The sequence below is a fragment of the Burkholderia sp. 572 genome, assembly GCF_040545135.1.
In the GTDB taxonomy this organism is placed as follows: domain Bacteria; phylum Pseudomonadota; class Gammaproteobacteria; order Burkholderiales; family Burkholderiaceae; genus Burkholderia; species Burkholderia cepacia.
Map to the genome: position 1 here is coordinate 49,546 of NZ_JBEPLH010000002.1, position 20,125 is coordinate 69,670.

At 67.8% G+C, this 20,125-nt stretch carries 18 protein-coding genes; 13 read left to right on the forward strand and 5 right to left on the reverse strand.

Features of this window, described 5'->3' with window-relative positions; translation table 11 throughout:
- Positions 1 to 22 precede the first annotated feature (22 nt).
- From iscU to iscX, 6 genes are all read left to right on the forward strand, one after another.
- Positions 23 to 430 carry a Fe-S cluster assembly scaffold IscU gene (gene iscU, locus ABIC51_RS03775; RefSeq protein WP_006481982.1) on the forward strand — a complete coding sequence of 136 codons (408 nt, stop codon included), beginning with the start codon at positions 23 to 25 and terminating at the stop codon, positions 428 to 430.
- Between the two features lie 65 nt (positions 431 to 495).
- Positions 496 to 819 (forward strand): iron-sulfur cluster assembly protein IscA, encoded by a 324-nt coding sequence (gene iscA / locus ABIC51_RS03780; RefSeq protein ID WP_012492710.1) that lies wholly within the window; start codon positions 496 to 498, stop codon positions 817 to 819.
- 94 nt (positions 820 to 913) lie between these two features.
- The gene (gene hscB, locus ABIC51_RS03785) at positions 914 to 1,441 is read left to right on the forward strand and encodes a Fe-S protein assembly co-chaperone HscB (RefSeq protein WP_027786969.1); all 528 of its coding nucleotides are present in this window, start codon (positions 914 to 916) and stop codon (positions 1,439 to 1,441) included.
- Positions 1,442 to 1,495: 54 nt separating this feature from the next.
- A complete protein-coding gene (hscA, locus tag ABIC51_RS03790; protein ID WP_059699114.1) occupies positions 1,496 to 3,364 on the forward strand; it encodes a Fe-S protein assembly chaperone HscA in 1,869 nt (622 codons plus the stop codon).
- Positions 3,365 to 3,452: 88 nt separating this feature from the next.
- Positions 3,453 to 3,794, forward strand: a complete 342-nt coding sequence (gene fdx, locus ABIC51_RS03795; protein ID WP_011352558.1) for an ISC system 2Fe-2S type ferredoxin — start codon at positions 3,453 to 3,455, stop codon at positions 3,792 to 3,794.
- 19 nt (positions 3,795 to 3,813) lie between these two features.
- Positions 3,814 to 4,023, forward strand: a complete 210-nt coding sequence (gene iscX / locus ABIC51_RS03800; protein ID WP_021157676.1) for a Fe-S cluster assembly protein IscX — start codon at positions 3,814 to 3,816, stop codon at positions 4,021 to 4,023.
- Between the two features lie 139 nt (positions 4,024 to 4,162).
- On the opposite strand, the gene ABIC51_RS03805 is transcribed toward iscX, so the two are convergent.
- The 5 genes from ABIC51_RS03805 to ABIC51_RS03825 all read right to left on the reverse strand — a co-directional run bounded on the left by ABIC51_RS03805 (position 4,163) and on the right by ABIC51_RS03825 (position 10,875).
- Complete coding sequence (locus tag ABIC51_RS03805; protein WP_021157677.1) at positions 4,163 to 4,906, reverse strand: glycine zipper 2TM domain-containing protein; 744 nt, start codon at positions 4,904 to 4,906, stop codon at positions 4,163 to 4,165.
- Positions 4,907 to 5,253: 347 nt separating this feature from the next.
- The gene (gene lysS, locus ABIC51_RS03810; protein WP_021157678.1) at positions 5,254 to 6,780 is read right to left on the reverse strand and encodes a lysine--tRNA ligase; all 1,527 of its coding nucleotides are present in this window, start codon (positions 6,778 to 6,780) and stop codon (positions 5,254 to 5,256) included.
- 82 nt (positions 6,781 to 6,862) lie between these two features.
- Positions 6,863 to 7,967 (reverse strand): peptide chain release factor 2 gene (prfB, locus tag ABIC51_RS03815; protein ID WP_099318679.1). Its coding sequence is split into 2 segments (ribosomal slippage): positions 6,863 to 7,885 and positions 7,887 to 7,967, totalling 1,104 coding nucleotides; the frame shifts between segments, so codons are not numbered across the junction.
- A gap of 131 nt (positions 7,968 to 8,098) precedes the next feature.
- Entirely contained in the window at positions 8,099 to 9,796 is a 1,698-nt protein-coding gene (gene recJ / locus ABIC51_RS03820; RefSeq protein ID WP_021157680.1) for a single-stranded-DNA-specific exonuclease RecJ, read from the reverse strand.
- A 14-nt stretch (positions 9,797 to 9,810) separates the two neighbouring features.
- Entirely contained in the window at positions 9,811 to 10,875 is a 1,065-nt protein-coding gene (locus tag ABIC51_RS03825) for a hypothetical protein (protein WP_027786973.1), read from the reverse strand.
- A 162-nt stretch (positions 10,876 to 11,037) separates the two neighbouring features.
- Here ABIC51_RS03825 and ABIC51_RS03830 point away from each other — a divergent pair, with 162 nt between their 5' ends.
- From ABIC51_RS03830 to kdsA, 7 genes are all read left to right on the forward strand, one after another.
- Positions 11,038 to 12,291 (forward strand): lipoprotein-releasing ABC transporter permease subunit, encoded by a 1,254-nt coding sequence (locus ABIC51_RS03830; RefSeq protein ID WP_021157682.1) that lies wholly within the window; start codon positions 11,038 to 11,040, stop codon positions 12,289 to 12,291.
- Entirely contained in the window at positions 12,284 to 13,042 is a 759-nt protein-coding gene (gene lolD / locus ABIC51_RS03835) for a lipoprotein-releasing ABC transporter ATP-binding protein LolD (RefSeq protein WP_027786974.1), read from the forward strand. The genes ABIC51_RS03830 and lolD overlap by 8 nt, the downstream gene beginning before the upstream one ends.
- Before the next feature lie 64 nt (positions 13,043 to 13,106).
- Entirely contained in the window at positions 13,107 to 13,895 is a 789-nt protein-coding gene (locus ABIC51_RS03840) for a TatD family hydrolase (RefSeq protein ID WP_124919479.1), read from the forward strand.
- A gap of 57 nt (positions 13,896 to 13,952) precedes the next feature.
- Positions 13,953 to 16,445: a DNA internalization-related competence protein ComEC/Rec2 gene (locus ABIC51_RS03845; protein WP_354006363.1), complete on the forward strand. Its 2,493-nt coding sequence runs from the start codon at positions 13,953 to 13,955 to the stop codon at positions 16,443 to 16,445.
- A gap of 49 nt (positions 16,446 to 16,494) precedes the next feature.
- Positions 16,495 to 17,340 carry an alpha/beta fold hydrolase gene (locus ABIC51_RS03850; protein ID WP_124673582.1) on the forward strand — a complete coding sequence of 282 codons (846 nt, stop codon included), beginning with the start codon at positions 16,495 to 16,497 and terminating at the stop codon, positions 17,338 to 17,340.
- Between the two features lie 181 nt (positions 17,341 to 17,521).
- Positions 17,522 to 19,180 (forward strand): CTP synthase, encoded by a 1,659-nt coding sequence (pyrG, locus tag ABIC51_RS03855; protein ID WP_021157687.1) that lies wholly within the window; start codon positions 17,522 to 17,524, stop codon positions 19,178 to 19,180.
- A complete protein-coding gene (gene kdsA, locus ABIC51_RS03860) occupies positions 19,177 to 20,031 on the forward strand; it encodes a 3-deoxy-8-phosphooctulonate synthase (protein WP_060084351.1) in 855 nt (284 codons plus the stop codon). The genes pyrG and kdsA overlap by 4 nt, the downstream gene beginning before the upstream one ends.
- Positions 20,032 to 20,125: the final 94 nt, after the last annotated feature.

A 20,125-nucleotide genomic window follows, 5' to 3' on the forward strand; every position in this document is an offset into this window, starting at 1 on the left:
AACGAGTCAAGGAGTCTGAGTCATGTCTTACAGCAACAAGGTTCTGGATCACTACGAAAACCCGCGCAACGTCGGTTCGTTCGCGAAGGACGACGACACGGTCGGTACGGGCATGGTCGGCGCGCCGGCCTGCGGCGACGTGATGAAGCTGCAGATCCGCGTCGGCGCGGACGGCGTGATCGAAGACGCGAAGTTCAAGACGTACGGTTGCGGTTCGGCGATCGCGTCGAGTTCGCTCGTCACCGAGTGGGTGAAGGGCAAGACGCTCGACGAAGCACTGTCGATCAAGAACACGCAGATCGCCGAAGAACTCGCGCTGCCGCCGGTGAAGATTCACTGCTCGATCCTCGCGGAAGACGCGATCAAGGCAGCTGTGGCCGACTACAAGAAGCGCCACGACACCAAGGAAGGCGATCAGGCAGCAGCCTGAGCGGCATCGAGCGGCTAGAGAAGGAAACGCGGCAGGCCCCGGTGGCGTGCCGCGGCAAGGACATCATGGCAATTACACTGACCGAAAAAGCAGCACAGCACGTCCAGAAATACCTCGTCCGTCGCGGCAAGGGTATGGGCCTGCGGCTTGGCGTTCGCACGACCGGGTGCTCGGGGCTCGCGTACAAGCTCGAGTATGTCGACGAGCTGGCTCCCGAGGATCAGGTGTTCGAGAGCCATGGCGTGAAGGTGATCGTCGATCCGAAGAGTCTTGCGTACATCGACGGCACCGAGCTCGACTTCGCCCGCGAAGGCCTGAACGAAGGGTTCAAGTTCAACAACCCGAACGTGAAGGACGAGTGCGGTTGCGGCGAATCGTTCCGCGTGTGACGCGGATCTCCGCGCGATGCGGGCAAGAGGCGGCACGGGCCGCCTTTTTAATGTGCGGCGTTTGCCGTGCGACGAACCGGAATTGAACGCGACGATGGTTTCGCTGAAAGACAGCCACTTCGACCTGTTTCACCTGCCGGCGCAATTCGCGCTCGATGAGACGGCGCTCGACGCCGCCTATCGGACGGTGCAGACGCAGGTGCATCCGGACCGCTTCGCGGCGGCCGGCGATGCGCAGAAACGCATCGCGATGCAATGGGCAACCCGTGCGAACGAGGCGTACCGCACGCTGCGCGATCCGCTGAAGCGCGCGTCGTATCTGCTGTCCCTGCGTGGTGTCGACATCGGTGCGGAAAACAACACCGCGATGGAGCCCGCGTTCCTGATGCAGCAGATGGAGTGGCGCGAGGGCATCGAGGATGCCGCGGCCGCCCGCAATGTCGACGCGCTCGACGTGCTGCTGGCCGAGTTGCGCGAAGAGCGGCGCATTCGTGTGGAGCGTCTCGGCACGCTGCTCGACAGCGGCGCCGATCAGGCGGCCGCCGAGGCCGTGCGCCAACTGATGTTCATCGAACGGGTCGCGTCGGAAGTGGGCGCGCAGATCGAGCGCCTCGAAACTTAACCGCGTGCCTCGCGGCACGCGCAGCAAACGGGCCGAGCGCCCGAACGAACCAAGATGGCTTTACTGCAAATTTCCGAACCGGGCATGGCGCCGGCGCCGCATCAGCGGCGACTCGCCGTCGGGATCGATCTCGGCACGACGAACTCGCTCGTCGCGGCCGTGCGTAACAGCGTGCCGGAGGTGCTGCCGGACGAAGCGGGCCGTGTGCTGCTGCCGTCGGTGGTCCGCTATCTCGAGAAGGGCGGCCGGCGTATCGGCCACGAAGCGAAGGAGCAGGCCGCGACCGATCCGCGCAACACGATCGTGTCGGTCAAGCGCTTCATGGGCCGCGGCAAGGCCGAGGTCGAAGGTGCGGCGAACGCGCCGTACGAATTCGTCGATGCGCCGGGCATGGTGCAGATCCGCACCGTCGACGGCGTGAAGAGCCCCGTCGAAGTGTCGGCCGAGATTCTCGCGACGCTGCGCTATCGCGCGGAAGATTCGCTTGGCGACGACCTCGTCGGCGCGGTGATCACGGTGCCCGCGTATTTCGACGAAGCGCAACGTCAGGCGACCAAGGACGCCGCGCGCCTCGCGGGCCTCAACGTGCTGCGCCTGCTGAACGAACCGACCGCCGCGGCGATTGCCTATGGCCTCGACAACGGGGCCGAAGGCCTCTACGCGGTGTACGACCTCGGCGGCGGCACGTTCGACCTGTCGATCCTGAAGCTGACGAAAGGCGTGTTCGAAGTGCTGGCCGCGGGCGGCGATTCCGCGCTCGGCGGCGACGATTTCGACCATGCGCTGTTCGGTCACGTGCTCGCGCAGGCCGGCATCGATGCGAAGACGCTCGCGCCCGAGGACGTGCGCCTGCTGCTCGACCGCGTGCGCGTGCTGAAGGAAGCGCTGTCGTCCGCGCCGCAGGCGTCGCTCGACGTCACGCTGTCGGGCGGTGCGCATCTCGTTCAGACGATCTCGCACGATACGTTCGCGTCGCTCGTCGAGCCGCTCGTGCAGCGTACGCTCACGCCGACCCGCAAGGCGCTGCGCGACGCGCAGGTCACGCCGGCCGACATCAAGGGTGTCGTGCTCGTCGGCGGCGCGACGCGCATGCCGGTGATTCGCGACGCGGTCGCGAAGTATTTCGGCCAGCCGCCGCTCGTGAACCTCGATCCGGACCAGGTCGTCGCGCTCGGCGCGGCGATCCAGGCCGACCTGCTCGCAGGCAATCGCGGCACCGGCGACGACTGGCTGCTGCTCGACGTGATTCCGCTGTCGCTCGGTGTCGAGACGATGGGCGGCCTCGTCGAGAAGATCATCCCGCGCAACTCGACGATTCCGATCGCGCGCGCACAGGAATTCACGACCTTCAAGGACGGCCAGACCGCGATGGCGATCCATGTCGTGCAGGGCGAGCGCGAGCTCGTCGCCGACTGCCGCTCGCTCGCGCGCTTCGAGCTGCGCGGCATCCCGCCGATGACGGCCGGTGCGGCGCGCATTCGCGTGACCTACCAGGTCGATGCGGATGGGCTGCTGTCGGTGTTCGCGCGTGAGCAGCATTCGGGCGTCGAGGCGTCGGTCGTCGTGAAGCCGTCGTACGGTCTTGCCGACGACGACATCGCGAAGATGCTCGAGGACAGTTTCAAGACTGCCGAAATCGACATGCGCGCCCGCGCGCTGCGCGAAGCGCAGGTCGAGGCCGAGCGGATGCTCGAGGCGACGCAGGCCGCGCTGGCGGCCGACGGTGAACTGCTCGACACGGACGAGCGCACGCAGGTCGATGCGTTGGCCGCGGCGCTGCGCACGATCGCGCAGGGCGACGACACGGACGCGATCGAAATCGCGACCAAGGCGCTGGCCGACGGCACCGACGAATTCGCGGCGCGCCGGATGGACAAGAGCATCAAGCGCGCGTTGTCGGGCCGCCGGCTCGACGAGATCTGAACTCACGAACTGCGCATCGGCCGGTAACGGCCCGCGCGATATTGAACCGTGCGGCGTCTGGCGCCGCACCCTGACTGACGGAACGGACATGCCTCAACTGGTGGTGCTGCCTCACGTCGAACTGTGCCCGGACGGCGCGGTGATCGACGCGACGCCCGGCAAGAGTATCTGCGACAACCTGCTCGAACACGGGATCGAGATCGAGCATGCATGCGAGAAGTCGTGCGCGTGCACGACGTGCCACGTGGTGATCCGCGAAGGCTTCAACGATCTGACACCGTCCGAGGAGGACGAGGACGATCTGCTGGACAAGGCGTGGGGCCTCGAGCCGACGTCGCGCCTGTCGTGCCAGGCGATCGTGAAGGAAGATTCGGACCTGGTGGTCGAGATTCCGAAGTACTCGATCAACCACGCGAAGGAAAATCACTGACAGAAACCGGAGGCAGGCGATGAAATGGACCGATTCGCGTGAAATAGCCATTGCGCTGGCGGACAAGCACCCCGACATCGACCCGCAGCGGATCAACTTCGTCGACCTGCGTCAGTGGGTGCTCGAACTCGACGGTTTCGACGACGATCCCAAGCACTCGGGCGAGAAGATCCTCGAAGCGATCCAGGCCCACTGGATCGACGAATCGGATTTCGACGACGAAGACTGAACACCGCGTGCGCCGTAACGGCGCAGACGGCCGGTCATGAAAAAACGGCTCGTGAGCAATCGCTCACGAGCCGTTTTCTTTTTCAGGCCGCTTGCCCGCGTATGACACGCGGGCAGGGGGCACCGATGCGATCAGGCGATTACGCGCCGACCAGCGTGCCGTTCTCGATCCGCACGCGCTGGCCCTGGCCGAAAGGCGGCGGGTTGTGGTACGTGAACGTGCGCGTCGCGCCGCTCTCCATCTGCACTTGCACCTGATAGTCGGTTTCCGCACGCACCTGCTTTTCAACCTGGTTGCCGGCGAGACCGCCGCCCAGCGCGCCGATGATCGTCATCGCGGTGCGGCCGTTACCGTGGCCGAACTGGTTGCCGAGCAGGCCGCCGGCTGCAGCGCCGCCCACGGCGCCGATCCCCGAGCTCTGGCCCGGCGTGCGCGTCTGCGTGATCGCGACGACCGTGCCGCAGCTCTGGCAGTAGGTCTGGGCCGGCGCCGACGGCTGCTGCGCGTATTGCGGCGGCTGCGGTGCCGTCGTATGGCGGCGGTGCGGTGCAGCCGGGCGCGGCGCGGGCTTCGGCTCGGCCTGCGCGATGGCAGCCTTCTGTTCGGCCGCCTTCTGCTGCGCGGCGGCTTGTTCGGCCGCCTGCTGCTGGGCTTGCGCGGCCAGCGCGGCGCTGGCCGCCGCGGCCGTATCGACGGCCGGCTGCGACGCGATCAGCGCGGCCTGGGTCTGGCCGTTCTGTGCGTTGCTGCTGCTGGCCTTCGGGAAGATGCCCGTGATCGCAGCCGTCGCCGCGAGGCTGGCGACGATGACGGCGCCGGCGGCGGTGGCGATAAGCGGGTGGAGGCGTTGCTTTTGCGGCGTGGTCTGATTCTGGTTGTCCATTTTTTTCTCCGATGTCGATCCGGATCGGCACTGCGGCGTCGGGCCGGATCCCACGCTTCGGGCTCGAGCAGACTTGGCGTTCCTGCGCCTCGTTCTGGTCCCGTGTCATGCGTGGTGACGCAAAAGGAGTGTCGTCCACCGGCAAGTGGCGCGCCGTATCAAGGTGTAACGAATTGCAGCGGGGCGCTGGCGACTATGACAGGGAAAACCCGGAGAAGGCCGTCGCGACGGGGGAATAAAACGGGGGAGGATCGAGAGCCGGCGGACGCCGGCCGAAGGGATTTACGCGTCGTTACAAAGCTGACGCGTGCGCGCCGCGGGGCGCGGCGCACACGCGGGCGGGGCGATCAGTCTTCGCGGCGCAGATGCGGGAACAGCAGCACGTCGCGGATCGTCGGGCTGTCGGTCAGCAGCATCACGAGACGGTCGATGCCGATCCCGCAGCCGCCGGTCGGAGGCATCCCGTATTCGAGCGCACGGATGTAGTCGGCGTCGAAGAACATCGCTTCCTCGTCGCCCGCATCCTTCTGCTCGACCTGCTTCTTGAAGCGTGCGGCCTGGTCTTCCGGATCGTTCAGCTCCGAGAAGCCGTTCGCGATTTCGCGGCCGGTCATGAACAGCTCGAAACGCTCGGTGATGCCCGGCACCGTATCCGATGCGCGTGCGAGCGGCGACACTTCGACCGGGTAATCGATGATGAAGGTCGGCTCCCACAGCTGCGCTTCGGCCGTTTCCTCGAACAGCGCGAGCTGCAGTGCGCCGGTACCCGCGTTCAGGAACGCCGGCTGCGACACGTCGACGCCGAAGCGCTTCAGTTCGGTGCGCAGGAACGCGTCGTCCGACAGCTGGCCGTCGGTGTAGTCCGGTGCGTACTTCTGGATCGCCTGCGTGATCGTCAGGCGATGGAACGGCTTCGCGAGGTCGAGTTCGCGGCCCTGGTACTGGATCGTCGCGGTGCCGAGCGCATCGATCGCCGCCTGGCGGATCAGTTGCTCGGTGAAGTCCATCAGCCAGCGGTAGTCGGTGTACGCGGCGTAGAATTCCATCATCGTGAATTCCGGGTTGTGACGCGGCGACACGCCTTCGTTCCGGAAGTTACGGTTGATCTCGAACACGCGCTCGAAGCCGCCGACGATCAGGCGCTTCAGGTACAGCTCCGGCGCAATGCGCAGGAACATCTGCATGTCGAGCGCATTGTGATGCGTGACGAACGGCTTCGCCGCTGCGCCGCCCGGGATCGGGTGCAGCATCGGCGTTTCGACTTCCATGAACTCGGCGTTGTCCATGAACTTGCGGATCGATGCGATCGTCTTCGTGCGGGCGCGGAACGTGTCGCGCGTTTCCGGCGTGACGATCAGGTCGACGTAGCGCTGGCGGTAGCGCATTTCCTGGTCGGACAGGCCGTGGAACTTGTCCGGCAGCGGGCGCAGTGCCTTCGACAGCAGGCGCAGTTCCTTGCACTGGACCGACAGTTCGCCCTTGTTGGTGCGGAACAGCACGCCACGCGCGGCGACGATGTCGCCCAGGTCCCACTTCTTGAATGCGTCGTAGGTTTCCGCGCCGACGTCGTTCGGCGTCACGAAGAACTGGATCTGGCCCGACCCGTCCTGCACCGTCGCGAAGCTCGCCTTGCCCATCACGCGCTTGAGCATCATGCGGCCGGCCACCGACACCTCGACCGGGTTCGCTTCGAGCGCGGCCTTGTCCGAGTCGGCGAATTTCGCCTGCAGGTCGGCAGCGTGGTGCTCGGGCCGGAAATCGTTCGGGTAGGCGACGCCTTGCTCGCGCAGGGCGCGCAGCTTCTCGCGGCGCTCGGCGATGATCTGGTTTTCGTCCGCGGTGACGGCGGGCTGCGTTTGGGTCGGTTCGGTCATGATGGTCGGAATTCGGAGTGGGTGCGGCAACGCAAACGGGAAGGGCAAGGGGGCGCGGCCTGGCCAGGCCGCGCCGCGGCGCTTACACGCCCTGTTTGAGGCTCGCGCTGATGAAGTCGTCGAGGTCGCCGTCGAGGACGGCTCTCGTGTTGCTCATTTCGACGTTCGTGCGCAGGTCCTTCACGCGGCTCTGGTCGAGCACGTACGAGCGGATCTGATGGCCCCAGCCCACATCGGTCTTGCTCGATTCGAGCTTGTCCTGTTCGGCCTGACGCTTGCGCATCTCGACTTCGTACAGGCGCGACTTCAGCATTGCCATCGCTTCGGCGCGGTTGCGGTGCTGCGAGCGGTCGTTCTGGCACTGCACGACGATACCGGTCGGCATGTGCGTGATCCGCACCGCGGAGTCGGTCTTGTTGATGTGCTGGCCGCCGGCGCCCGATGCGCGGTACGTGTCGATGCGCAGGTCGGCCGGGTTGATCTCGACTTCGATCGAGTCGTCGATTTCCGGATAGACGAACACCGACGAGAACGACGTGTGGCGGCCGCCCGACGAGTCGAACGGCGACTTGCGCACGAGGCGGTGGATGCCCGTTTCGGTGCGCAGGAAACCGTATGCGTATTCGCCCGAGACCTTGACCGTCGCGTTCTTGATGCCGGCGACGTCGCCGTCGGACTCTTCGAGCACTTCGGCCTTGAAGCCCTTGCGTTCGCAGTAGCGCAGGTACTGGCGCAGCAGCATCGATGCCCAGTCGCACGCCTCGGTGCCGCCGGCGCCGGCCTGGATGTCGATGAAGCAGTTGTTCGGGTCGGCCGGGTTCGAGAACATCCGGCGGAACTCGATGTCGCCGACGCGCGCCTCGAGCTTCGCGGCGTCTTCTTCCGACGCGATGAGGGTGTCTTCGTCGCCTTCCTCGCGGGCCAGCTCGAACAGGTCGAGCGCGTCGCGCAGGTCGCCGTCAAGCGCGGTGAGCGTCGTGACGACGCCCTCGAGCAGCTTCTTCTCGCGACCGAGCGCCTGGGCGTTCTTCGAATCGTTCCAGACGTTCGGGTCTTCGAGTTCCTTGTTGACTTCGGTCAGACGCGCAGCTTTTGCGTCGTAGTCAAAGATACCCCCGGAGCTCGCCCGCGCGATTGCGCAGGTCGAGCAGGGAGCTTTCGATCGCGTTGAGACGTTCCGCTTCCATGATCGCTCGCTATTCTTGCTTCGTAAAAAAGCGGAATTATAGCCGATCGGCAGGGTTGCCCGGTGACGCAAACGGTGCTCGCGCGTGCACCGCGGCCCCGTCCGGCGCGGCGCGCATGCATCGGCGGGCGCTCAGCCGGCCGCGTGTTCGACGATCAGCTGGACGCGCGTGACGCCGTTCCACGTGTCGGCGACGAGCCGGTACGCGACCAGCGCGCTTTCCGGCAGGGGTTCCGTGTGGTTGAACCAGATCGCGTTGAAGCGCTGGCGGCCGCGTGCAAGCTGCAGTTTCAGGTGCTTTTCCTTCACGAGCGACTGGGACACGACGTCGAATTCGCCCGAGAAAAGCGGGGCCGGAAAACCTTGCCCCCAGACGGCCTCGTCGAGCAGCCCGACGAACTGCGGCGTGAAGTAGGCGTCCTCGAGTTCGCCGTCGGTCTCGATCACGCGGGCGAGCGCGTCGTCGGACAGCCATTCGCGCGCGACCGCCTCGAACGCGGCGGCGAAGCGCGGCACGTTCTCGGTGTCGAGCGTGAGGCCGGCCGCCATCGCGTGGCCGCCGAACGCGACGATCAGGTCCGGTTCGCGTTTCGACACGAGGTCGAGCGCGTCGCGCAGGTGGAAGCCCGGGATCGACCGGCCCGAACCCTTGACCCGCTTGCCTTCGTCGTCCGCGTGCGCGAACGTGAACGACGGGCGGTGGAATTTTTCCTTGAGCCGGCCGGCGACGATGCCGATCACGCCCTGGTGCCACTCGGGGTTGAAGAGGGTGATCGTGCACGCGTCGGCCGGGTCGACGTCGGCGAGATCGGCGAGCGCCTGCTGCTGCATGCCGGCCTCGATCTCGCGGCGCTCGCGGTTCATCACGTCGAGCTGCTGCGCCAGATCCCATGCGCGGCCGATGTCGTCGGTGATCAGGCACTCGATGCCGAGCGACATGTCGGAGAGCCGCCCGGCGGCGTTCAGGCGCGGGCCGAGGCCGAAACCGAGGTCGAAGCCCGATGCCGTGCGCGCTTCGCGCGCGGCGGCGCGGAACAGCGCGGCGACGCCCGGTTGCATGCGGCCGTTGCGGATGCGCTGCAGCCCTTGCGCGACGAGCACGCGGTTGTTGCCGTCGAGCCGCACGACGTCGGCGACGGTGCCGAGCGCGACGAGGTCGAGCAGGCCGTCGAGGCGCGGCTCGGCTTCCTTGCTCGCAAAGGCGCCGCGGCGGCGCAGCTCGGCGCGCAGCGCGAGCAGCACGTAGAACATCACGCCGACGCCGGCGAGGTGCTTGCTCGGGAACGCGCAGCCCGGCTGGTTCGGGTTGACGATCGCGCGTGCGGCGGGCAGTGCGTCGCCGGGCAGGTGGTGATCGGTCACGAGCACGTCGATGCCGCGCGCGTTCGCCGCTTCGACGCCCGCGACGCTCGCGATCCCGTTGTCGACGGTGATCAGCAGGTCGGGCTTGCGCGCGGCGGCGAGTTCGACGATCTCGGGCGTGAGGCCGTAGCCGTATTCGAAGCGGTTCGGCACCAGGTAGTCGATCTGCGCGCCGAACATCCGCAGGCCGCGCACCGCGACCGCGCAAGCGGTCGCGCCGTCGCAGTCGTAGTCGGCGACGACGAGCAGGCGCCGCTTGTCGGCGATCGCGTCGGCGAGCAGCGACGCCGCATCGGCGCAGCCTTTCAGCTCGGTGGGCGGGACGAGCCGCGCGAGCGCGGTCTCGATGTCGGCGGGGGACTGCACGCCGCGCGACGCGTACAGGCGCGCGAGCACGGGATGCAGGCCGTGGCGCGCGAGCGCTTCGGCGTCGGCGGGCGCGACGGGGCGGGTAACGATCCGGGTCATACGGGGTGTGCTTGTTATTCAAACAGGGAGGCCAGCGCGCGGCGGCGCCAGAACTTGCGCAGGTCTGAGCGCGTCGCACGCAGCGTCACGGAACTCGTGTCGCCGCACAGCGTGAAATCGACGCCCGCCAGCTCGCCGTTCCGCAGCGCGGCGAGGGCCGGCGCGAACCAGTCGCGCTCGAGCGCGGCGAGTCCGTCGTGCCAGCGTGCCCAGTCCTGCTCGATGAACGGGGTGGTCAGCGCCGGCAGTTCGACGAGCGTCGCGCCGCCGGCAGCGGGCAGTGCGCCGAATGCGGCGGGCACGCCCGAGGCGTCGATCCGCGCGGCGCGCGCAAGGCCGAGCGCCGCGGGCGATGCGGACAGCACGCGCGCGAACGGCTGGCCGACCGGTTTCAGCGTGCCCTGCGCATGGAACCAGATCGAGTTGACGGCCGGCAGCCCGCGCGCTTCGCGCGCTTCGTTGACCGGGTGCTGGAACCAGGCCATCTGCACTTCGTTCTGCAGCTTCATCCACATCCGCGAGCGTTCGCCCGTATGCGCCTCGTGCGGCAGCCAGATTTCGATGTTGCGGCCGCTCGCGCGCAGCGGCGCGGCGCCGGCGAGCCGGGCGAGCTGCTCGCTCGACAGGTACCAGCGTGACGGGTTCGGCGCTTCGAGCCGTACGCCGAGCTCCTCGATCAGCGGCCGGGCGACCGCGAGCAGCGCGGCCGCGTCGCCGTCGTCGAGCGCAAGGGCCGCCGGATCGACGAGCACCAGGTGATCGTGCGCGATTTCGACGTGGACGGGCTCGACGCAGGCCCAGGCCCGGGCGCCCGGATCGCCGCCGTCCGCCAGCAGCATGTAGGGCGCGAGCGGCGCCTCGTCGGCGGCGTTGCCCTGGGTCGCGCCGAACTGGCGGGCCAGCCAGCGCTCGTGCGGCAGCGTGCGCTGGAAGTCCTCGCCGGCCACGCGCTCGACGAGGCTCGCGCGTGCGAGCAACTTTTCGAGCGCGGGGCTGTCCAGCGTGTGCAGGGACGAGGCCGCATCGGCCGCCGACGGCAGCGCGAACGGAACGAGAAAATGGAGGCGTCGGTCGTGCATGATGGTGCGCATTGTATGGCAAACTGCGCGCGTGATCGGGCCGGCTGACGGCCCGTTCGCGTCCGGCGGCCGTTTTTCGACCGTGCCCGGGCCGGTGGCCGCCACCGGGCGGCGGTCCGGCCGCGGGGCGCCTCCCCGCCGTAACCAGCAGAAAGGATTCGCTTGAAACTTCCGTACGAATGGCAGATCGGCTGGCGCTACACGCGCGCCGGCAAACGCACGACCGGTAACGGCTTCATTTCCTTCATCGCGCTCGTGTCGATGCTCGGGATCGCGCTCGGTGTCGCGGCACTGATCGTCGTGCTGTCGGTGATGAACGGCTTCCAGAAGGAAGTGCGCGACCGCATGCTGTCGGTGCTCGCGCACGTCGAGGTGTTCTCGCCGACGGGTTCGATGCCCGACTGGCAGCTGACCGCGCAGGAAGCGCGCCGCAATCCGTCGGTGATCGGCGCGGCGCCATATGTCGACGCGCAGGCGCTGCTCACTCGCCAGGACGCGGTGAGCGGCGTGATGCTGCGCGGTGTCGAGCCGACGCTCGAGCCGCAGGTGTCGGATATCGGCAAGGACATGAAGGCCGGCCAGCTCGCCGCGCTCGTGCCGGGCCAGTTCGGCATCGTGCTCGGCGACGCGCTTGCCGGCAACCTCGGCGTGACGGTCGGCGACAAGGTGACGCTCGTCGCGCCGGAGGGTTCGATCACGCCGGCCGGCATGATGCCGCGGCTGAAGCAGTTCACGGTCGTCGGCGTGTTCGAGTCCGGGCACTACGAATACGACAGCACGCTCGCGATGATCAACATCCGCGATGCCGAGGCGCTGTTCCGGATGGCCGCGCCGACCGGTGTGCGGCTGCGGCTGAAGGACATGCAGAAGGCGCCGGACGTGGCGGTCGAGCTGTCGCATACGCTGTCGGGCAGCCTGTACATCCGCGACTGGACCCAGCAGAACAAGACGTGGTTCTCGGCCGTGCAGATCGAGAAGCGGATGATGTTCATCATCCTCACGCTGATCATCGCGGTGGCCGCGTTCAACCTCGTGTCGTCGCTCGTGATGACGGTGACCAACAAGCAGGCCGACATCGCGATCCTGCGCACGCTCGGCGCGCAGCCGGGGTCGATCATGAAGATCTTCGTCGTGCAGGGCGTGACGATCGGCTTCGTCGGCACGGCGTCGGGCGTCGCGCTCGGCTGCCTGATCGCATGGAGCATCCCGTGGCTGATTCCGATGATCGAGCACCTGTTCGGTGTGCAGTTCCTGCCGCCGTCGGTGTACTTCATCAGCGAGCTGCCGTCGGAACTCGTCGCGAGCGACGTGATCCGGATCGGGCTGATCGCGTTCGCGCTGTCGGCTGTCGCGACGCTCTATCCGAGCTGGCGCGGGGCGAAGGTGAAGCCGGCGGAGGCCCTTCGCTATGAATGATCGCGCGACCGCATTCGCGGATTCACGACAACACAACACACAGGATTCGGCAGGTATGCAGGAATACGTGCTTCAGGCGCGCGGGATCACGAAGGCGTTCGTACAGGGCGGCTTCAACGTGCAGGTGCTCGACAATACCGAGCTGACGGTGCGGCGCGGCGAGAAGCTTGCGGTCGTCGGCGCGTCGGGCTCCGGCAAGAGCACGCTGCTGCACGTGCTGGGCGGGCTCGACGAGCCGAGCGCGGGCGAGGTGTCGCTGCTCGGCAAGCCGTTCACGCAACTCGCCGAGCGCGAGCGCAACGAATTGCGCAACCGTGCGCTCGGTTTCGTCTACCAGTTCCATCACCTGCTGCCCGAGTTCACCGCGCTCGACAACGTCGCGATGCCGCTGCGCATCCGCCGGATGACGACCGAGGCCGCGCGTGCCGAGGCCCAGGCGATGCTCGAACGCGTCGGTCTCGGGCCGCGGGCGAAGCATCGGCCGGGCGAGTTGTCGGGTGGCGAGCGGCAGCGCGTCGCGATCGCGCGCGCGCTGGTCACGAAGCCCGCGTGCGTGCTCGCCGACGAGCCGACCGGCAACCTCGACGGCACGACGGCAGATACGGTGTTCAACCTGATGCTCGAATTGTCGGAAACGCTCGAAACGAGCTTCGTGATCGTCACGCACGATCCCGATCTCGCCGCGCGCTGTGACCGCATCATGCGGCTGCGCGACGGCGTGCTGCACGAGGAGCCGGCGTTGCCGGTGTAAGTGAACGCCGCTGGCCGGCTGCCGGGTTCGTCCCGGCGCGGCGCCAGCGTGCTGGAACATCGCCATGTGGATCGATACGCACTGCCATCTCGATGCCGCCGAGTTCGACGCCGACCGCGACGCGGTCGTACAGGCGGCGCACGCGGCCGGCGTGTCGCGCATCGTGATCCCGAGCGTCGGGCGCGACAACTTCACGACGGTGCGCGAGCTTGCGCACCGCACGCCGGGCGCGGTCTATGCGCTCGGCATCCATCCGATGTATACGCCGCGCGCACGCGACGAGGATCTCGACCTGTTGCGCATGGAAATCGAGGCGAGCCTCGACGATCCGCGCTTCGTCGCGATCGGCGAGATCGGACTCGACTATTTCGTGCCGGGGCTCGACGACGCGCGGCAGCAGTTCTTCTACCAGGGGCAGCTGAAGCTTGCGCGCGAATTCGACCTGCCCGTGCTGTGTCACGTGCGCAAGTCGCAGGACCGCGTACTGGCCGGGCTGCGCCGCTTCGGCGTGCGGCGCGGCATCGCGCATGCGTTCAACGGCAGTTTTCAGCAGGCCGAAGCGTATCTCGCGCACGGGCTGCATCTCGGCTTCGGCGGCAACGTGACGTTCACGCGGGCGCTGCAGATCCGCCGGCTCGCGGCACAGTTGCCGCTCGAGGCGATCGTCGTCGAGACGGATGCGCCCGACATCGCGCCCGAATGGGCATACAAATCCCGCAACACGCCCGACCAGGTGCCGCGCATCGGCGACGTGCTCGCCGAACTGCGCGGGATCGACACCGGCGCGCTCTCCCTATGCACTTCGGCTAACGCGCTCGCCGCGCTGCCGCGACTCGCTCTTTCGTCCGCATAATCGTTGCCGGAAGGCGCCGTATTCGCAATGGCGGCGCCGGATCGACGAGGAGGGACGATGCGCGTGTGGTGGATCGCGTTCGCGCTCGGCGTGGTCGTACTGCAGCGGCAGGCGACGCTGCCGGGTGCGTTCGCATGGACGATCGGTGCGACCGGGCTCGCGGGCTGCGTGGTCCTGGGCGCGTGGTGCATGCGCCGCCGGCGTATGCGTATGACCGTCGCGTTCGGATGGATGCTTTGCGCGCTCGCGGCCAGCGTCGCCGGATTCGGCTACGCGGCCGCGCGGGCCGAATGGCGGCTGGGCGACAGCCTGCCCGTCGAGTGGGAAGGGCGCGACATCGTCGTCACCGGTGTGATCCGGGGGCTGCCCGTGGTCGACGACACAGGTGCGCGGCTGCTGTTCGCGGTCGAGTCGAACGATGCGGGGCTGGCCCGTTTCCCGCCGTTGATCCGTCTGTCGTGGCGCGCGTATGACGCGGCCGCGACGCGCGACGCGCTGCCCGATCTGCGCGCCGCGCAGCGCTGGCGTTTCGTCGTGCGCCTGAAGCGCCCGCATGCGGAGGCCAATCCCGGCGTGCGCGACAGCGAGGCGGCCTGGCTTGCCGCGGGCATTCGCGCCGTCGGTTATGTCAGCGCGCCCCGGCGGGCGGTATTGCTCGATGCGCGCGCGTCGGGATGGCGTGCATCGATCGATCGGCTGCGCGACGTGCTGCGCTTGCGTATCGGCGAGACGCTTGGCGGCGACGCCGGCCATCGCGGCATCGTCGCCGCGCTCGCGATCGGCGACCAGTCGGGCATCGGCGACGACGACTGGCGCGTGCTGCGCAACACGGGCACGAGCCACCTCGTCGCGATCTCCGGCCTGCATGTCGGGCTCGTCGGCGCGATCGCGGGCGGGCTCGTGTCGATGGTCTGGCGTCGCCTGCGCTGGCGCGCCCGGGCCGCGACGCTCGTATTGCCGGCGCCGTACGCGGCCGCGCTCGCCGCGCTGACGGCCGCGGCCGGTTATGCGGCGCTCGCCGGCTTCAACGTGCCGGCGCAGCGCGCATGGTGGATGATCGCGGCCGGCGGCATTGCGTATCTGGCCGGGCGCAGCGTGCCGGCTTCCGCGGTGCTGTGCGCGTCGCTCGGCGGCGTACTGCTTGCCGATCCGTGGGCCGTGCTGTCGGCCGGGTTCTGGCTGTCGTTCGGGGCGGTCGCCGTGATCCTGCTGGCGGTTTCCGGCTGGCGCGCCGTGCGCGAGGCCGATGCGCAAGGCGATGGGGGTGAGGAGGGTGGCGGCACCGCTGGCTTGTCGAACCGGGCGCGCGCGTGGGGTGCACGCGCCGGGCGCCGCATCGCCGAGGCCACGCGCGTGCAGTACGCGGTGACGATCGGCCTCGCGCCGCTGACGGCCGCCTGGTTTGCGCAGATATCGCTGTCGGGCCCGTTCGGCAATGCGTTCGCGATTCCCTGGGTCAGCTCGGTCGTGACGCCGGTCGTGCTGGCCGGCATCGCGCTGCCGGCGCCGTTCGACGCCTATGCGTTCCGGCTTGCGCACGCGGCACTCGAACCGATGATGACGTTGCTGGGATACCTCGCCGACTGGCCGGCCGGCGTCTTCTGGTTGCGCATGCCCGACTGGCCGGTGCTGGCGCTGGCCTGCGCGGGCGTCGCATGGGCGCTGATGCCGCGCGGCTGGCCGCTGCGCTGGGCTGCGCCGCTCACGTGGCTGCCGCTCGTCGCGCCGGCAGCCGATGCGCCGCCGCCGGGCGGTTTCCGGCTGACCGTGCTCGACGTCGGGCAGGGTGCGTCGGTGCTGGTGGAGACCGCCCGACGGACCTTGCTGTTCGACGCGGGACCGGGCGCGGAGTGGACGCATGCCGGTGCGCGGATCGTCGCGCCGGCATTGCGCTCACGAGGCATCGCGGTGGTCGATTCGCTCGTGCTCAGTCACGCGCACGCCGATCACGCGGGCGGCGCACCGGCCGTCTATGCGGCTGCCGACGTGCGCCAGCTGCTGGCGGGCATTCCGCCGACGAGCGGGCTGTGGCGCGATGCGATGGCCGCCGGCGTTGCCGACCGGCTGCCATGCGCGGCCGGGCAGCGCTGGACCTGGGACGGCGTGGTGTTCACGATGCTCTGGCCATCGGGCGGTCCGGGCGCGGGTTCGTCGAACGGGCAGTCGTGCGTGCTGCGCATCGACGCGGGCGGGACGTCCGCGCTGCTGACGGGCGACATCGAAGCGCCCGTCGAACGCCAGCTCGTGGGCACGGCGCGCGACACGCTTGCCGCGCAGATCCTGGTCGTTCCGCATCACGGCAGCCGCACGTCGTCGGTCGAGCCTTTCCTCGATTCGGTCGGGCCGCGCGTCGCGGTATTTCCTGTAGGCTATCGCAATCGTTTCGGACATCCGCACCGGGCGGTTCTCGCACGTTACGAGGGGCGCGGGATTCCGCTGCCGCGCACCGATCGCGACGGCGCCGTGCGGTTCGACGTCGCGCCGGCCGACGGCGGGTTTGCCTTCGAGCTTCATCGCGACGTTCGGCGGCGATACTGGATGGATCGGTGAGCGCGGCAAGGGCCGCATCAATTCCGGTCGACAAGGGAGACATCGGCGTTTGAAGGACATCCTCCATTTCTCGCATGCGAACGGCTTTCCGGCGTCGACGTACCGCACGATCTTCGCCGAACTGGCCGACGACTACGAGCTGCGCTACATCGAACGGATCGGCCACGACCGCCGCTACCCGGTGACGCGCGACTGGCCGCATCTCGTCGAGCAACTGCTCGACGATATCGGCAGCCGCTACGAGCGTCCCGTCTGGCTCGTCGGCCATTCGCTCGGCGGCTACCTGTCGCTGATGGCTGCGCTGAAGAAGCCTCAATGGGTGCGCGGCGTCGTGATGATCGATTCGCCGATCATCGCGGGCTGGCGCGCCGGCGCATTGCGTGCGAGCCAGTGGGCGGGGCTCGACGAGCGGCTGTCGCCGGCGGCCGCGACGCGCAACCGGCGCACGCGCTGGGTGAGCCGTGACGAAGTCTGGCGGCACTTTCGTGAGAAACCGGCGTTCGCCCGCTGGGACGAACGGATGCTGGCCGACTACATCGACTACGGGATTCCGCAGGCCGGGGCCGACGGCGAGCGGGTGCTCGCGTTCGACCGGCAGGTCGAATACCTGATCTACCGGACGCTGCCGCACACGCTCGGCCCGAGGCTCGCGCACGGCGCGCCGGTGCCGCTCGGTTTTCTCGCCGGCACGCGTTCGCGCGAGGTGCGCCAGGTCGGGCTCGATGCGACGCGCCGCGCGGCGCGCGGCCGCGTCGAATGGCTGGAAGGCAGCCACCTGTTCCCGATGGAGCGGCCGCTCGAGACCGCCCGCGCATTGCAGCGGATGCTGAATTCGCTGAAGGCGGCCGAGGGCGACGTGTCGCAGGGCGGCGCCCCGCTCGCGAAGCGCGCCTGACGCCGGGCCGGGTGACCGGGCCGCGCCGCCAGTGCGTGCGGCTGCGCCGGCCGGCGGGGGGGCTTCGCCCCGGCGCCCACGGCTGGTGCGGGGCGGCGCGAAAGGGCGCGATCATCGAGTCAATTGCTGAGAGAAGGGCGGGCTTTACGGTATAATCCGTTTTTCCCGCGAGCATTCAGCGATGACCAAATATGTTTTCGTCACCGGCGGCGTAGTTTCTTCCCTCGGCAAGGGTATTGCCGCCGCCTCCCTCGCCGCGATCCTCGAATCGCGCGGTCTGAAAGTCACCCTCCTCAAACTCGATCCCTACATCAACGTCGACCCCGGCACGATGAGCCCGTTCCAGCACGGCGAAGTGTTCGTGACGGAAGACGGAGCGGAGACCGACCTCGACCTCGGCCACTATGAGCGCTTCATCAGCACGAAGATGCGCAAGGCCAACAACTTCACGACCGGCCAGATCTACGAATCGGTGATCCGCAAGGAGCGCCGCGGCGACTATCTCGGCAAGACCGTGCAGGTGATTCCGCACATCACGAACGAAATCCAGGCGTTCATCGAGCGCGGGGCGGCATCGGCCACCTGCGGCGAGCCGGATGTCGCGATCGTCGAGATCGGCGGCACGGTCGGCGACATCGAATCGCTGCCGTTCCTTGAAGCCGCGCGCCAGATGAGCCTGCGCCTCGGCCGCAACAGCGCGTGCTTCGTGCACCTGACGCTGGTGCCGTACGTCGCGACGGCCGGCGAGCTGAAGACGAAGCCGACCCAGCACAGCGTGCAGAAGCTGCGCGAGATCGGCATCCTGCCGCACGTGCTGCTGTGCCGTGCGGACCGCCGCATTCCGGACGACGAATCGAAGAAGATCTCGATGTTCTCGAACGTGCCGGAAGACGCCGTGATCTCGGTGTGGGACGCCGACAGCATCTACAAGATTCCGCAGATGCTGCACGACCAGGGCCTCGACCGGATCATCTGCGAGGAACTGAAGCTGTCGCCGAAGGACGCCGACCTGAGCATGTGGTCGGAACTCGTCGAGAAGCTCGAGAACCCGAAGCACGAAGTGACGATCGGCATGGTCGGCAAGTACGTCGACCTGACCGAGTCGTACAAGTCGCTGATCGAGGCGCTGCGCCACGCATCGCTGCATACGTCGACCAAGGTCAACATCGAATACATCGACTCGGAAGAGATCGAGTCGAACGGTGTCGACAGCCTGAAGCACCTCGACGCCGTGCTGGTGCCGGGCGGTTTCGGCCGTCGCGGCACGGAAGGCAAGATCGCGGCGATCCGCTATGCGCGTGAAGCCAAGGTGCCGTATCTCGGCATCTGCCTCGGCATGCAGCTCGCGGTGATCGAATTCGCACGCGACGTCGTCGGCCTGAAGCAGGCGAACAGCACGGAATTCGAGCCGGACACGCCGGAACGCGTGGTCGCGCTGATCACCGAGTGGTACGACCGCGACGGCAAGGTCGAGACGCGCACCGAGGAATCCGACCTCGGCGGCACGATGCGCCTCGGTTCGCAGCGCTGCCCGATCAAGCCCGGCACGATGGCCGAGGAAATCTATGGCAAGGACGTGAACGAACGTCATCGCCACCGTTATGAAGTCAATAACCGCTTCGTGCCCCAGCTCGAAGCCGGCGGCCTTATCATCAGCGCCCGTACCCCGAGCGAGGATCTGCCGGAAATGATGGAGCTGCCGCGTTCGATGCACCCGTGGTTCGTCGGCGTCCAGTTCCACCCGGAATTCACGTCCACGCCGCGTGACGGTCATCCCCTCTTCAAGTCGTTCGTCGAAGCCGCGCTCGCCAACAAGCAAGCGCGCGGAGTGCAAGCATGAAGCTGTGCGATTTCGAGGTCGGTCTCGACAAGCCTTTCTTCCTGATCGCGGGTACCTGCGTCGTCGAGTCGGAGCAAATGACGATCGACACGGCAGGCCGCCTGAAGGAAATCTGCGCGAAGCTGAACGTTCCGTTCATCTACAAGTCGTCCTACGACAAGGCGAACCGCAGCTCGGGCAAGTCGTTTCGTGGCCTCGGAATGGACGAGGGCCTGCGGATCCTGTCCGAGGTGAAGCGCCAGCTCGGCCTGCCGGTGCTGACCGACGTGCATTCGATCGACGAGATCGAGCAGGTCGCGTCGGTCGTCGACGTGCTGCAGACGCCCGCGTTCCTGTGCCGCCAGACCGATTTCATCCAGGCGTGCGCGCGCTCGGGCAAGCCCGTCAACATCAAGAAGGGCCAGTTCCTCGCGCCGCACGACATGAAGAACGTGATCGACAAGGCGCGCGACGCCGCACGTGAAGCGGGGCTGTCGGAAGACCGCTTCATGGCGTGCGAGCGCGGTGTCTCGTTCGGCTACAACAATCTCGTGTCGGACATGCGTTCGCTCGCGATCATGCGCGAGACGAGCGCCCCGGTCGTGTTCGACGCGACCCACTCGGTGCAGTTGCCGGGCGGGCAGGGCACAAGCTCGGGCGGCCAGCGCGAATTCGTGCCGGTGCTTGCCCGTGCGGCGGTCGCGACGGGCGTCGCGGGCCTCTTCATGGAAACGCACCCGAATCCGGCCGAGGCAAAATCGGACGGCCCGAACGCGGTGCCGCTGAACCGGATGGGCGCGCTGCTGGAGACCCTCGTCACGCTCGACCAGGCGGTGAAGCGCCACCCGTTCCTGGAAAACGATTTCAATTAAAGATCGAATGAACCTTGCGACGGTTTCGCGCGTCAGTAGCGAAAGCGGTTCGGGCGCGCGCGCCGTCGCAGTTTGAAGAATCCATCGTCATTCT